Origin of the sequence: Bartonella krasnovii (assembly GCF_003606345.3) — a bacterium.
GTDB classification, from domain to species: Bacteria; Pseudomonadota; Alphaproteobacteria; order Rhizobiales; family Rhizobiaceae; genus Bartonella; species Bartonella krasnovii.
Genome location: NZ_CP031844.2, coordinates 472,901 through 488,883, shown reverse-complemented (window position 1 = coordinate 488,883; position 15,983 = coordinate 472,901). Strand labels below are relative to the sequence as shown.

Here is a 15,983-nt window from a genome sequence, read left to right as displayed (position 1 = left end):
CTATAAAATGAAGATGTCCCTCCTTAAATTTTGAACATTTCTTTAAAATAAGCCGTCCGTATTAACGCGTTTTTCATGCTTGTGTTCTATAAACCCTTAAGTTTTTTACAAAAAGCAAGGTCTCAAGGTCTTTTCTATGCGTGTGTTTTCTACCTCTCTTTTCGTATCAACCTTTACTGCACTTATACTGGCAATAAGAATTTTATTTTCAAGTGCCTATGCACAAACACCTCTTTTACATGGGAAAGCACCAATCCCTTCAGCACGTCCTAGCGCCCTTGACTTTGAACAAGAACCTCTTCAACATAGACACACGACTTCGCACAATACTGCGACACTCAAGCAACTAAAAGCTGGGCTAGATGCCCTTGCAAACAACAATATTGCAAAAACAATAAGTCTTCGTAATTCGCTGGAAAAACATAGCCTTGATCGTTATATTTTGACATGGGCGCTGGGACTATCAAACCAAGATAATATACCAAGCTCTGAAATATATAATGCAATCAACATGCTAAAAGGATGGCCTGGTATAGAAACGATGCAACGCAATGCTGAGCGTGCTTTTCTTAACGAAACAAATGTCACACGCGCCATCATCCAAAAGTTTTCGCATCATCCCCCTCTTACCGCACAAGGTATGGCTCTCTTTACTAAAGCGCTTATCACAATAGGACAAATCACCCGTGCCCAACATGTTATTGCACCGTGGTGGCATAAAACACCGCTTAATGCAAAAGAAGAAGCGTTTGTTCTTAAAAATGCAGCTTCAGCCTTAAAACCTATAGATCATTTAAAACGCATGCAGTTTATGCTGTATGCACATCGTTTTGATTCAGCAGCACGCGTTGCAAAATTAGCCCATGCTCAATCTCTTTTTGATGCTTTTGTGGCTGTTGAAAAAAATAATCCTAGAGCAACACAAAAATTACAAGCTGTAGAAAGAGCATGGAAAAAAAATCCTCTCTTTCAGTTTGCTCGAATGCGTCATCTTCGGCGAACAGAGCAATATGATGCTGCAGCAAAACTCATGATGAAAACATCCAAAGATGTTCTCCATCTTATGAACCCTCATTCATTGTGGAAAGAACAACGCGCCCTTTCTCGCGAAATGCTCGATTTAAACAAGCCTAAAATGGCTTATCAACTCGTTGCAATGTACACTGGCATGACATCTGCATTAGCTGTCGATGCTGAGTTTCATGCAGGATGGTACGCACTACGGTTTCTTCATAACCCTAAATTAGCAATGCAGCACTTTTCACGCATTCCTCAACTTTCTTCTTTACCTTTTTCTGCATCACGTGGATATTACTGGATGGGACGAACAGCAGAAACGCTAGGAGAACACAAAAATGCCCAGCATTACTTTCATCGCGCTGCTCATTTTGGTACAACTTATTATGGTCAATTAGCCGCTGCACGCCTCAATCAAAAAAGGCTTAACATTTCCTTTCCTAAACCAACAACCGCTGAGCGACAACATTTTAGTGCACGAAAAACTATCAAAGCAATTCAACGTCTTGAAGAAGCTGGCTATGCTGATTTTGCTAAAGTTTTTTATAGAGAACTTGGAAAAAAAATAGAAAGCCCCGGTGAATTAGCTCTTCTGGCTGTTATGGCAGAAAAAAATGGTGACTATTATACCAGCCTCAAAATCGGGAAAATGGCTGTTTTTCAAGGGAAAAATGTTGGGGCACTTTCTCATCCTCTAGGCGCTATACCAGCTTCTGCACATATTTCTGTAGAAGAAAAATCACTTATTTATGCCATTGCACGCCAAGAAAGCGAATTTAATCCAACAGCTATATCAAAAGCAGGGGCACAAGGTATACTCCAATTGCTTCCTACAACAGCAAAAGAACTAGCAAAAAAATACTCAATCGCATGGTCTCATAAAAAGTTCAGCAGTGATACTCATTATAATGTAACATTAGGAGTCCATTTTCTTAATGAACAATTGGAACGTTTTAATGGATCCTATATCCTAACGCTCATTGGCTATAATGCGGGGCCCCGTCGAGTTAATGAATGGATAAAACGTTATGGCGATCCTCGAGGAAAATCTCTCGATAACATCGTTGATTGGATTGAGCGCATTCCTTATACAGAAACACGGAATTACGTGATGCGCGTTATGGAAAATTACGGCGTCTACAAAGCAAGACTCACTGGGAAAATAGATATAAAAACCGACCTGCTTTCTGGTCGATGAAAATAATATACCTTAATTTTCTCAAATACGGGTAGCTCTTAAAAGAACTTTTATTCCTTCCTAAAGAAGTATCCACATAAAGCCCCACTTTTAATGTACAAGTTAAGTGATTTTAATCGATTCAGTATCAATAGAGCTGAGATAAGAAAATTCTACGCTATTCTGGGCTCTCATTCCAAATATAAAATAATGAATGATCATTATTAATCATCATGTTGCGCAAATAGTTTATTTCTTCTCAAGACATAAACGATAATATCATAGAAATTATCAATGTAAAAAAGTGAAATAAATAGCGCATCCTTTTACTGTTGCTTATTCATCAACATTCAAATCTTATACAACAACATGTGTTTTCTGATTACAATATTTCCATATCCCATGGGGGTGCGTTATCACTACTATAGCTGTTTGGATACTCTCTAAAAGCAAAAAGATAGACTCATTGAGTAAGACAACCTTAAAGATAAAGAATATCCTCCCGTACCTTTTCTTTTCATTTAGCTTTACAACTTTTAAACATATTAATATCTTTTAGGGATAAAGATGAAGCTTTAACTTTTATTTATCTCATTTTTATATATAAGCTCGCCCCCTTTATATAAAACAAAATATCTAGACCAAATAGCATGTATTTCTTATGCCTATTTTTATTTTAAAAAGGCATTTTTTAATGCTTTTAAGTTCATTTCACAACAGTGAACCTGAAAAGTACTTATGAAAAACCCTCTCAAATGGTATATCGATTAGATATATTCCCTTTAATGAGATAAGAGTAAGGCCCTACCACCATACTTGATATTGTAACAGCCTTTTCATTTAGAGCATTCATAAGAAATATGTTCACTCCTAAAACTTTTTATCCATGTTCTCCCTTGTGACGTCTTTAAGCGAATGATTTTGATTGATTCAACGTCAAAAAGATTCAGAAAAAACTATATTTCATTCACATTATAAAATGATGGGCAATCATTCTAAATCAATATATTATCTAAACAGATAACCTTCATAAAATCAGCTAAATATCAAAGATACTCTAATCGTTTTATTTACTTTTGATGGTGGAGGGGGAGGAAAAGAACCGACACGTTGAAGGGCTGCCATAGCCAATCGATCAAGTTCTGGGTCTCCGGCAGAAACGACGACACGGCTAGAAAAAATACCACCCCGCTCATGTACCCTAAACTCTAACTTCACCGTTCCTTTTGCCCGACTGGTACGTTGTCCTACAACATAATTTTTTTGCTTTTCTAATTGCGACTGTACTTTTGCTAACCACTCCATTAACACCATATCTTCAATCCCTGCTGTACTGCCTCTCTGTCTAGCAGTAAGTGAACGCGCAGTCTTCACAAGGGCTTTCTTGATAACTGTTTTTGGTTTCGATTTTTTTTCAAATATTTTATCTTCTACTTTGTGAGGAAGGGATTCTTCCAAAGACTTTTCTGTAAAATCATCTTTTTCTACAGTCTGCTGCGGCTCTTCCGGTTGAATTTCATCCACCCTCTCCGTTATCTCTGGCTCTTGCTCAGCAAGATCTGGTTGTAATAATTCTGATTTTGCACTGACACTTAATAAATCTGTATCATGATCTGGATTTGACGAATCTATATCATCATTCAGATAGAGACTCTCTTGGGCAAGAGTTAGCATAACCGTCGAAGAGAGCGTACCGTTACTGACACCAGTCTTTCGAAAATAAAACTGTGCGCCCAATACTATATGCAAAGAAAGGGCGCCAACAAATGCACCAATCCAAAGAGCTGATAACTGCCTCGTATTTGCAAAGTTCATCGTTTCTTCCGCCGCTATTCTAAGTGCAATATTGGTATTTCATCTCATTAAAACAAGCTGTTTTGAAATTGCAACTTTTTTCTTGACTGATTTTATCATGTTTAATATGGTTCCTCCGTGATTTTGTATTGTTAAATCATTCCTGCTTGGTTGGTTAACTTTTGATAGGGTTAAGTCAGGCGTTTTTATGTAAAGTTTCAAGCTTAGAGAGGGGATGTTTTAAAAAAAAGGTTATAATGTGTTATGCGAATAAGACGAGAAAATATCCATAAGAGCTGTGTGATTTTAGGTGCGTTGTCGGTTTGTATACCTTCGTTTGTTTTTGCGCAAAACAGTGATAAGGATGTTGTGACTGAGCTCAAACCAATCCTTATTAAAGGAAAAAAAATAGAAGATGCTTCAAATTCAATAACCATTCTAACTGATCGTAAAACCAACGAGAATATTGAAGAAAAACAAGTAGCTGATGAGTATGATGTGAGTCGTCTTAATCCTTCTGTCTCCTATAACTCAGAAAATAATAGTTTTGTTATTCGTGGTTTAGATGCGAACCGTGTTCTTACGACAATGGATGGTATTTCTCTTCCTTGGTTTAATGATGTATTGCGTGGTGGTGGTGGTGGGAACACCACTTTTGATTTCAACGCTCTTTCTACGTTTGATACTATTCAAGGATCAGATTCTAGTCTTTATGGTTCTGGCGCCTTAGGGGGAGTAATTGCGTTGCGTACCCTTAATCCTGAAGACCTTATAACTGGAGAAAAGAATTGGGGGAGCCTTATAAAAGGTGGTTATAACTCTGTTGATAACAGCTGGCGCATCAATCAAGCTTTTGCTGTGCGCAATTATCGAACATTCTTGCTTTTACAAGGATCTTATGTGGGGGGGAATGAACGTAAGAATATGGGAACTGAAGGAGGATATGAAGAGCGTACACGTAAAAACCCTTCTCAGTTTGACAAGAATAACTTACTTTTTAAAATTCATCAATATTTGAGTGATAATCATCGGCTTGGTTTTACTGCAGAACGTTTTAATTATGATATAAATACGCATTCCTTGAATGGATTCTCCGCTCTTGCTCCTACTGCATATGTCCCAGGTTCTGTTTATAATAAGGACAATAAATCCCGTGAACGTCTTTCTCTTTCTTATAATTATAATGGTGATGGCGATGCGATTGTTGATGTTTTTCGTGGGCAGCTTTATTGGCAAAGGCAGTTAGATCGTGACACTATGACTGGTGTTCGTATTCGAACACCCAAAGGGGATTATTTGAGAGATAATTTTCTGCGTAATATCAATTATGGTTTCAATGCAGACGCCCTTAAAAAAGTCGATTTTAGCACTGTAAGCCATACGTTCAAGATTGCCGCTAATGTTTCGTCATCTAAATTTCATCACTATTTTTTAGGTAAAGATAATTGCCATTTAGAAGAAAATGCGCGGGGATGCTTTATGGTGCCTGCTAATCGGTCAGATTCACCAGACACAAATGGTTATAATTTGGGTTTTGTTTTTGAAGATGAAATTGGGTTAGCTGATAATCATTTTCGGATAACACCAGGAATTCGATATGATTGGTACAAATATGTCCCGCAAAAAAGCTCCGCTTATGAAAAAGCTCTAATTTCTGATAAATTTCCTCCAGAAAGAAATGGATCTAGCTTTTCTCCTAAATTACGCATGGAGTGGGATATTCGTAATCAAATAACGCTCTATGCTCAATGGGCACAAGCTTTCCGTGCACCACGTATTTCAGAACTTTACGTTTCTTATATTAGACCCTCTGCTTATTACACAAAGGGAAATCCTGATCTTCAACCAGAAAAAAGCAATGGGTATGATATTGGTCTACGGTATGGAAATGCAAGTTTTGGTGGTTCTTTCAATGCCTTTATCAACCAATATCAAAATTTCATAGATATCGAGGATAAAGGACCGTCAGAAGAATTCAGGTTTAAACGTCTGCATTATATGAATCGTTCACGCGTGAGAATTTTTGGTGTTGAAACAAAGGCGCATTTAGTTCTTAAAAATGATTTTCATAGCAATGTTTCTCTTGTCTATTCACAAGGAAAAGATCTTGATAAAAAGGAATATCTTAACTCGATTCCTCCTTTGAAAGCAGTTATCGGATTAGGATATGCAAAAGAGGTTTGGGGAGGCGATATTATTCTTACTTTGGCAGCCAAACGTGACAAAGTAGCTAAAGAATCTGATTATCAAAAAATTCCAGGATACCATGTTGTTGATATGACGGGGTGGTGGAAACCATTCGGTGAAACAGGACCTATCTTAAGAGCCGGTGTTTATAATCTTTTCAATACAAAATATTGGAATGCTTCAGATCTTCCTTCAGGTAAAAATGCAATTGCGAATAAAAATATAGCTCCGAAGGATTATTATAGCCAGCCTGGTCGTAACTTTAAGGTATCTTTCGTACAAAAGTTTTAGTCACTTCTGTTAACGATTAGATCAAGAGTCGTATCGATAAAAGGATTAGTTATTGTGTTTCTATTTTCAATATCTTTAAAATTACAAAGATTTTGTAGAAAGGTCTTAATTCTTTCCGTTTTATCGTTTTTTGATTGTTCGATTTTAGCGGTAGGGCCTTATTTTGTGATAGATTGAACTCTTAAAAGAATTTGATCTATTGCCTTGGAATTAGAGTTTGAAAGTTAGTTTTTGAGTTAGATAACATAAAGGTAAAGTCCATGGCATATACAGCTGAAATCATTCTTCGTTTGCGTGAAGAAAAAAAAGAAATGCGAAACCGCGATTTTGCGGTTTCGATTGGTATATCCGAAGCGGAGCTTATTGCGGCCTATTGTACCATTGGAAAAGCAAAAAGACTACAAACTAATCTTTCTACCCTCTTGGAAAGTGCTCCGCGGCTTGGAAAAGTTATGGTCTTAACACGCAATGAATATGCTGTTCACGAAATAACAGGATGTTTTGAAAAAATTGTTCAAAATCAACATATTCCTATTACACTGGGTGAAATTGATTTGCGTATTTTTGCAAAACAATGGAAGTTTGGTTTTGAATATGATGTCATCATCCTTGGAAAGCCTGCAAAAAGTCTACAATTCTTTGATGAGCATGGCGTTGCTATTTTAAAAATCTACTCTAAAGATATGACCAACATGGAAGAGTGGGATAAACTTGTTGAAAATCTCCTTCTTGAAGATCAGTCCTCTGTTCTTGACATTCTTCCTGTTTCTCTTCCAGTTCAGTGTGACATAACAGAATTGGATATTGATAATTTTCGGGATCGTTGGCGTAAAATGACAGATGTACACCAACTTCATAAAATTATTTCTGAATTTAAAATTAATCGGCATCATGCTGTAAAATATGCTGGCAATGAATTTGCCGATGAATTACAGGTAGATGCTGTTGAAATAATGCTGAATAAAGTCGCAGAGCAAGAACTGCCCATTATGTGCTTTGTTGGGAATAAAGGGTGTATTCAAATTTTTAGTGGAACTGTGAAAAATATTAAGCAAATGGGACCTTGGCTTAATGTTCTTGATCCAAATTTTGACCTTCATTTACTCACGTCTGGGATTGCTAGTGTATGGCATGTTCGCAAACCTACCCGTGATGGTTATATCAGTTCACTTGAAGTTTTCGATAAAAATGATGATATGATTGTTCAATTCTTTGGACTGCGCAAAGAAGGTCAAAAAGAGCGTGAGGATTGGCGTTCTTTATTGAAGTCTCTTCCTCCCTATCAAAAATTAGTCGTCGCTTAGAAAGATAAAATATGCTTATACTTTTTTTGCGCAGACGCTTAAGTTTTTTTCTTTTTTTTATACTGCTTTCTCTTAGCTTCTTTTCTCAACATGTCATTGCTGAACCTACTACGCATTTTTCTGAAAATGCGCGAATTGTCTCTATTGGTGGTTCCCTGACAGAAATTGTTTATGCATTAGGTGCACAAGATCAACTTGTTGCCCGTGATAGTACAAGTGTTTATCCCAAAGAAGCCCTCAAGCTTCCTGTGCTTGGTTACATGCGCGCTCTTTCACCTGAAGGTGTTCTGTCTTTTGCTCCAGAGGGTATCTTACTCGTTGAAGGGAGTGGGCCTCCCTCAACAATTGAAATTCTCAAAAAAACATCAATCCCTATCGTGATTATACCAGAAAACTATTCTCGAGAAAGTGTTATAGAAAAAATTCGCCTCGTTGGAAAAGCCATCCATCGTGAAGAGCAAGCCGCTGCATTAATTCAAAAAATAAGCCGTGACTTTGTAGACAATGATGCTCTTTTGGCAAAGGTAACAAAACAAAAGCGAGTCCTTTTTATTTTGTCTGTGCAAAATGGACGCGTTATGGCATCTGGAACAGATACAGCGGCTGATGGTATCATAAAACTTTCAGGTGGTCTCAATGCCATTACTGATTATAAAGGATATAAACTTCTCAATAACGAAGCGTTATTGAAAGCAAATCCTGATGTTATTTTGCTTATAACACACAGTGGAAGATCTGTTAATCTTGAAAAGCTTTTAGCGATACCAGCAATTAAAGCAACAGTTGCCGCCAAAAATCATGCTATTAAACAAATGGATGCTATGTATCTTTTAGGATTTGGTCCACGCACTGCGGATGCATCAAGAGAACTTATTCATACGCTTTATGGTACAAACAAAAACGATAAAAACGGCCCAAACGATAAAAACGGATAGAATTGCTAGAGAAGCTGTCCATGATTTATGCATCTGAAACAGAAAAACAGAAAAAAATAAAGCGTGAAAATTTAAGAAAAATACTCTTATTTGGTCTCATAATATTCCTCATTTTTAGTATTTTGAGCGGGCTTTTAAATGGCGCTTCAAATACTTCACTCTTTGATTTTCTTTATAACATGTTTACGCAAGAGTTTTCTGTTAGTCGTGGAACACGCGATTATCTCATATTTATTGATATAAGGCTTCCTCGTGTTATCTTAGGGCTATTGATCGGAGCAGCTTTGGCTGTCTCAGGGGTTCTGATGCAAGGACTTTTCCGTAATCCTCTTGCAGATCCTGGAATTGTGGGTGTATCGGCAGGAGCCGGTCTTGGTGCTGTTTTAGCTATTGTTGTAGGTTTTGCCATTCCTATTTCATTTGCACCTTTTCTAGAACCGTATAAAGTTATCATAGGCGCTTTTTTGGGTGGGCTTTTATCAACGATTATCCTCTACATAATAGCTACGCATCATAGCTTTACCTCTATTGCAACCATGTTGCTTGCCGGTATTGCCCTTGGAGCCTTAAGCAGTGCAGTTGTCGGAACGTTGATTTTTATCGCAAATGATCAACAATTACGCGATATCACTTTTTGGAGTCTTGGTTCTCTTGCGGGTGCAACGTGGTTGAAAGTATGGCTTGTTCTCCCTTTCGTCTTTGTTGGTCTTCTTTTCTCCCCCTTTTTATCAAGAGCTCTGAATGCTCTTGCGCTTGGTGAAGCTGTTGCTGGTCATATTGGTTTTTCTGTTCAACGCGTTAAAAATATTGCTATTCCCCTTGTTGCTCTTATGTGTGGAAGTGCTGTTGCTGTCAGTGGTGGTATTGGTTTTATTGGGATTATTGTTCCTCATATTTTACGTCAGCTCATTGGTCCTGATCACCGCTATCTCATTCCTTACTCTGCTCTCTTAGGGGCAGCATTACTTATTTTTGCTGATACGTTTGCACGCTTAATTGTTGCCCCCGCAGAATTGCCAATTGGAATCGTAACTGCACTTTTCGGTGCTCCCTTCTTCCTGTGGATCCTTATATGCAAACGAGGAACAGACTTTTCATGATTGAGGCGACAAACATTTGCGTTCAGCGCGGAAAAAAACAGATTCTTAACCGCGTTAATCTTCAAGCTAAAAGTGGCGCTTTTACCATCATTATCGGTCCCAACGGATCAGGGAAAAGTACTTTTGTCAAAGCATTAAGTGGAGAAATTCCTTACAGTGGAAAAATAACCTTAAATGGTTATGATGTCCGCCAAACAAAAACTTATGAAATGGCAAAAATGCGAGCGGTTTTACCACAATCAACAACGCTCGTATTTCCATTCTTAGTCCATGAAGTTGTAGGGCTTGGACTTTCTGTAAACCAAATTACTATTGCCAAAGCCGAATTGCAAAGTCTTATCCAAGAAGCTTTAGAACGTGTTGACCTTTCTGATTACGGTAACCTGTATTATCATCAATTATCAGGTGGAGAACAAGCGCGCGTACAACTTGCGCGTGTTCTTTGCCAAATCTGGAAACCTATTTATAATGGGATTCCTCGTTGGATGATATTAGATGAACCTATTGCTAGCCTTGATATTCAACATCAAATTATCGTTATGGACATTGCAAAACAATTTGCTCATTCTGGTGGTGGCGTTCTTGCTGTCCTTCACGATCTCAATCTTGCAGCACATTATGCAGATAACATGATCTTACTCAAGGAGGGCGAGATTTATTGCGAAGGAAATGCCTCTACCGTTTTGACAACACAAAATCTCCGAAATGTTTATCATTGTTCATTAAACGTTTCTGAATTGCCTAAAGAAGATATCCCGTTTGTACTCCCTCAAACAGCATCCTCCTATGAAATGAGATCTTAAAGCTATCGGCTTCAATCTAAAAATTAAAATCCATGAAAAAAATAAACACGCAAATATCCAAGAATTTGTTTTATTTTTAAATGAGCGCCTTAAGAAGATAAAATATAATTATATTTTTTCCTTCTATTTTTAAATTTGTTTTTTATCTCTTTCAGGTATCATATGAACCGTATAGGTTTCATCTTTACATATAAAAAAATAACGCGGAATTACTCTCCGCGTTAACAAAATTATCAAATGTCTAGAGATTCTTTATTCCCCAATCATGACTTTATAGCATAGACGACTGTTGTATTAACAGGGCGCGTTTCAGCCTCACCCGTATGGGCAAGAGTTACCTTGTGTGTATGTGCACCAGCAGAATCTGTTTTCCCTTGCAAGGTGGCATCATAGGTATAATAATTCGGGAGTCTCCCAATATTACCAGTTGGCCATCCAACGCCTTTATACTGAAAATCATGCGTATGTTCACCCGATTCTTCAATGACACCAATATGCGTATGCGATTTTATGCTATCTTGTTGTTCATCGGCAAATTTTCTATTACCATCTAAACCCCGACCATTATCAAAGCCACGCAAGAACATACCTCTAAAGTCTGGAACTTTAAAAGTTGTTTCACTGCCTTTTCCCCATTTATCACCTATAGCCTTAAATAACTGCGGATAATCTTCACGCTTATAGGCCTTACCATCACATAAAAGCCAACCGGTTGGCACTTCTTGCATAGCAAATGTTGCAATGAATCCAGCCGGAAAAAATTCTATCTTTGGTGGTGTAGGGTTTAATAAATACCAACCATCTCGACCCTCCATTAGAATATTGCCATTATATACCATTTCATAAATACCGTCTGTTTGTAGCTCTCCCCCTTCTAACGGTATAACACCTGTATTCGTCGCTTTATAGATAGGTTTTTCTCCCATGCTATTAACTTTTATTGTCGTTGTGCCAATATTCACGCCATGGGATTTAAAGCGTATGATGATATCATTGTTATATTTCTTTATTGGCGAAACTGTCTTTAAGGTAATTAATGTTGTTTTATCTTCCGCATTGATCATAAAGCTTGATTCAATAGATCCACCATTATCTGCAAGATATTCACGCACGCGCTGCATCATCGCCCGCGCACTATCATTGACAGAACTAGGCGGCTGTCCTTCTGACCAATTAATAATATTATCTGAATGAGCATTTTCATCAGCCTTTAGCGACCAATCGTAAATATTCGACATTATAAATCCCCCATTATTTTCATCGTTTTTCTAATAATTTCTCGTTCTGTGCTCTAAAATATGCCACCGCATTGGTATATCATAACCACTGCACCATCCGTATTTTACGCATTCCTTCTCTCTTTACTCCTTTCAATTTAATAAGCTAATTTCATAAGGCTTTTTTCATAATATCAGTCTTAATGCTTCCATTTCTAATGCGTAATGTAGCACCTCATCTGATGTTATTTGGTATCTTATTTTGGCTATCGTTATATAGTTGTATTTTAAAATCTTGGATCTTGTTGCAAAGTTTTACAAATACTGTTCAAACTTTCCCTTAATCTGGATTCATATAGCCATTATTAAATGCAATAACTTGTCATCTGCATAGAAAGTTGCTGATTTAAATTTTTAATGAAACATTTTATTTGTTTAATACGTCAAATCTCTCTTTTGACTATCATTTGTATTAAAAAAATTCAAAAGTTAGCTTCAAATTCTTTATATGTCTCATTTTGTTTTTATTTATATGAAGATACTCTGTTCTATTTCATTCAATTTATTTCTGAATTTGTATTACGAAATCAATACCAATTTTTTGAACAGACTTCTGTTCAACCTCAATGTGTAATAGAGAATATATTTGATATAATAACTTCTCACCTTCAATGAACTGAAATACTAAGGAAAGATCACAAACTTTTCTTAAGTCTAAAGGTTGTATCCGATCCGGATAAGAAACACACTTCTCCCCCACGCTTTTATGAATAGATCTCGCCGATTTTTTTAAACCAACGCCCTATAACCGCCTGTTCTCCTCCCTCACTTAGAACAGCCCTCTCCCTGCATATATATTTTATTATAGGTATATTTTTTTTGCAAGAACAATAAATCCTTCTGAACATAATCACGCAATTATTGGTGTTCTCCTTAATTGATGACGATATCAAAGTAAGCATTCTTCAAACTATTTTTCTAACTTATCTGCCTCATCAATCCAGATAAAAATATTCGATCGATTTAACCTTTGCTCCCCCCCCTCAGCTATCAAAGACAATTTTTTAATATTATAGTTTACCACTTCATAATGCCTCTTTTCATTCTTAAAAAATATACCAAAATCGTTAAAAATATATCTTTGCGATTGACAATGTCCATATTTAAGCCAATCATACCGATGCTAACAAAAGTGTTTATATGGGGGAGTGCAGATATTATTTAGATATTGCATTAATCTTTTCAAAATAAATTTTCTTAAGCTTTATTGAAGATCACTGACTATAAAGTGTTATAAGTATTTCTTCATTCAAGAGTACATAATTGATCATTTGAATATATCCCCATACACCTTAGTTTTTGAACTCTGTGTTTAGAAGGAAAAAATTTGTGCCAAAAAATATTCCATCAATCAGTTGTAGCCCCTTTCCCGCCTCACGCAAAATTTATCAACAGAGTCCTCTTTTTTCTGATGTGCGTGTTCCATTGCGTGAAATTTTATTAACCGATAGGAGTGGTGAAAAACCTTTAAGTGTTTACGATACTTCTGGTCCCTATACCGACAAAGATGCAATCATTGATCTTACAAAAGGTTTACCCGCAATTGGCTCATCTTGGCTCTCTAAGCGTGATGATACTGAACCTTATCCTGCACGCCCAATTAAACCTGAAGATAATGGATTAACGAGCTCTCCTATACCCGCCTTTGAAAAAAAACGATCTATTTTGCGCGCAAAAAATGGCAAAGAAATTACACAAATGGCGTATGCGCGTGCAGGTATTATTACAGAAGAAATGGAATATGTCGCTATACGAGAAAATGAAGGGTTAGCCATAAAAGATCAACAACAAGCACAATTAAATCCATTGGGGGGAGAAATACCAGCAATTTACACTGCGGAATTTGTTCGGAATGAAATTGCCTGTGGGCGTGCTATTATTCCTCAAAATATCAATCATCCAGAATGCGAACCAATGATTATTGGGCGCAATTTTCGTGTTAAAATTAATGCCAATATTGGCAATTCAGCCGTTACATCTTCTATGGCAGAAGAAGTTGATAAAATGGTTTGGGCTATTCGTTGGGGCGCAGATACAGTAATGGATCTCTCGACGGGGAGAAATATTCACAATATCCGTGAGTGGATTATTCGAAATTCTCCTGTACCCATCGGGACTGTTCCTCTTTATCAAGCACTCGAAAAAGTACAAGGTATTGCTGAAAATTTAACCTGGGACATTTTCCGTGATACCCTTATAGAACAAGCAGAACAAGGGGTTGATTATTTTACGATTCATGCTGGCTTAAGGTTACCATTTATTCCGATGACCATTGATCGTATAACGGGTATCGTTTCACGGGGTGGTTCTATTATGGCAAAATGGTGTCTTCATCATCATAAAGAAAGCTTTCTTTATGAACATTTTGATGAAATTTGTGATATTGCGAGCACCTATGATATCTCTCTTTCCTTAGGAGATGGATTACGCCCTGGCTCTATTGCTGATGCTAATGATGAAGCGCAATTTGCTGAACTTGAGACTTTAGGAGAATTGACAAAAATTGCTTGGAAAAAAAATGTGCAGGTTATGATTGAAGGTCCAGGGCATGTTCCAATGCACAAAATTAAAGAAAATATGGAGCAGCAACTCGATCTGTGTCATGAAGCCCCTTTTTATACTTTGGGACCTCTTACTACTGATATTGCTCCTGGTTATGACCATATCACATCCGCTATTGGTGCGGCTATGATTGGATGGTTTGGAACCGCTATGTTGTGCTATGTAACACCTAAAGAACATCTAGGGCTTCCCGATAAAAATGATGTCAAAACTGGAGTCATCACCTATAAAATTGCCGCTCATGCTGCTGATCTTGCAAAAGGTTTGCCCAGAGCACAATTACGCGATAATGCTCTTTCACGTGCACGATTTGACTTTAGATGGTATGATCAATTCAACCTTTCTCTTGATCCAGAAACAGCTTGTGCCTTTCATGATGAAACAATGCCTAAAGATGCCCATAAATTGGTGCATTTTTGTTCCATGTGTGGACCAAAGTTCTGTTCTATGCGTATTTCTCATGATATTCGTGATGCTGCATCACTCCAAAAGGCAAAAGGTGAAGGTATGGTCGCTATGGCTGAAAAATATCAAGAAAGCGGTGACCTTTATGTCGAAGCACCTCAAAAAAAGAGAGTTAACAGTTGAAGAATATTCTTATCAAAGGTGCGGGGGTCGGTGGTTTAACGGTTGCTTTTATGTTACAACAAAAAGGAGCTCATGTTACTGTATCGGCCTCTCCTGCTTCTCCTATAGGAACGGCAAGTTGGTATGCAGGAGGAATGCTAGCGCCTTATTGTGAAAGAGAAAATGCTGAGCAAATAGTTGAAGATCTTGGTGTACAAGCCATACAATGGTGGTGCAAAATATTTCCAGATCTTGTTATACAAAAAGGAACTTTAGTTGTCGCACCAGCACGAGATAAGGTAGAACTCGAACGATTTTCAGCGCGGACACATCATCATAGAATTATAAACGGTGAAGAAATAGAGCGTCTTGAACCCGATCTTGCAGAACGTTTTAACCATGCGCTTTTTTATGAAAATGAAGCCCATCTTGATCCTCGTAAAGCACTCATTGCTTTAAAAGAAAACCTGATAAAAAACGGTGCATGTTTTGTTAATGTCAAAACATCTGAAATAAATTTTGATATGATCATTGATGCAACAGGTATAGCCCGTTTGGGAAAAGACAAAAATATCCGCGGTGTTCGAGGTGAAATGCTGCTCATACGCTGTAGGGATATTAAACTTTCTCGCCCAATTCGTCTTCTTCATCCACGCATCCCACTCTACATTGTTCCGCGACAAGATAATATTTTTATGATTGGCGCAACGATGATTGAAAGTAACTTTGATGGTGCCATCTCCGTGAGATCAATGATGGAATTGCTTAACGCTGCCTATACATTGCACCCTGCTTTTGCTGAAGCAGAAATTGTTGAATCTGGTGTTGGGGTTCGTCCCGCTTATCCTGATAACTTCCCTTCTGTATACAAATATGGTAATCATATTTCTATAAATGGATTTTATAGACATGGTTTTCTTTTGTCTCCAGAAATGGCAAAACGCGCGGTGAAATTGGCATTGGAATAAA

General features: G+C 37.4%; 10 protein-coding genes. 8 read left to right on the top strand and 2 right to left on the bottom strand.

The genetic code is table 11. The features are described from left to right. Positions 1 to 136: 136 nt before the first annotated feature. Positions 137 to 2,215 (top strand): lytic transglycosylase domain-containing protein, encoded by a 2,079-nt coding sequence (locus D1092_RS01940; RefSeq protein ID WP_120121949.1) that lies wholly within the window; start codon positions 137 to 139, stop codon positions 2,213 to 2,215. Between the two features lie 1,014 nt (positions 2,216 to 3,229). Here the strand turns inward: D1092_RS01940 and D1092_RS01935 are convergent. Next, positions 3,230 to 4,009, bottom strand: a complete 780-nt coding sequence (locus tag D1092_RS01935; RefSeq protein WP_120121948.1) for an energy transducer TonB family protein — start codon at positions 4,007 to 4,009, stop codon at positions 3,230 to 3,232. 243 nt (positions 4,010 to 4,252) lie between these two features. On the opposite strand from D1092_RS01935, the gene D1092_RS01930 reads away from it, so the two are divergent. From D1092_RS01930 to D1092_RS01910, 5 genes are all read left to right on the top strand, one after another. Continuing rightward, positions 4,253 to 6,466, top strand: a complete 2,214-nt coding sequence (locus tag D1092_RS01930) for a TonB-dependent hemoglobin/transferrin/lactoferrin family receptor (RefSeq protein ID WP_120121947.1) — start codon at positions 4,253 to 4,255, stop codon at positions 6,464 to 6,466. Between the two features lie 260 nt (positions 6,467 to 6,726). Beyond that, positions 6,727 to 7,770, top strand: a complete 1,044-nt coding sequence (locus tag D1092_RS01925; protein ID WP_120121946.1) for a hemin-degrading factor — start codon at positions 6,727 to 6,729, stop codon at positions 7,768 to 7,770. A gap of 11 nt (positions 7,771 to 7,781) precedes the next feature. After that, positions 7,782 to 8,705 (top strand): heme/hemin ABC transporter substrate-binding protein, encoded by a 924-nt coding sequence (locus tag D1092_RS01920; protein ID WP_120121945.1) that lies wholly within the window; start codon positions 7,782 to 7,784, stop codon positions 8,703 to 8,705. Positions 8,706 to 8,725: 20 nt separating this feature from the next. Then, the gene (locus D1092_RS01915; RefSeq protein ID WP_120121944.1) at positions 8,726 to 9,805 is read left to right on the top strand and encodes a FecCD family ABC transporter permease; all 1,080 of its coding nucleotides are present in this window, start codon (positions 8,726 to 8,728) and stop codon (positions 9,803 to 9,805) included. Further along, the gene (locus D1092_RS01910) at positions 9,802 to 10,608 is read left to right on the top strand and encodes a heme ABC transporter ATP-binding protein (RefSeq protein WP_120121943.1); all 807 of its coding nucleotides are present in this window, start codon (positions 9,802 to 9,804) and stop codon (positions 10,606 to 10,608) included. Before D1092_RS01915 ends, D1092_RS01910 begins: the two co-directional genes overlap by 4 nt. A gap of 263 nt (positions 10,609 to 10,871) precedes the next feature. Here D1092_RS01910 and D1092_RS01905 read toward each other — a convergent pair whose 3' ends face one another. Continuing rightward, positions 10,872 to 11,846: a tail fiber protein gene (locus D1092_RS01905; RefSeq protein ID WP_120121942.1), complete on the bottom strand. Its 975-nt coding sequence runs from the start codon at positions 11,844 to 11,846 to the stop codon at positions 10,872 to 10,874. A 1,368-nt stretch (positions 11,847 to 13,214) separates the two neighbouring features. On the opposite strand from D1092_RS01905, the gene thiC reads away from it, so the two are divergent. After that, positions 13,215 to 15,035, top strand: a complete 1,821-nt coding sequence (thiC, locus tag D1092_RS01900; RefSeq protein WP_120121941.1) for a phosphomethylpyrimidine synthase ThiC — start codon at positions 13,215 to 13,217, stop codon at positions 15,033 to 15,035. Continuing rightward, positions 15,032 to 15,982: a glycine oxidase ThiO gene (gene thiO / locus D1092_RS01895; protein ID WP_120121940.1), complete on the top strand. Its 951-nt coding sequence runs from the start codon at positions 15,032 to 15,034 to the stop codon at positions 15,980 to 15,982. The genes thiC and thiO overlap by 4 nt, the downstream gene beginning before the upstream one ends. The last annotated feature ends 1 nt before the right edge of the window (position 15,983 follow it).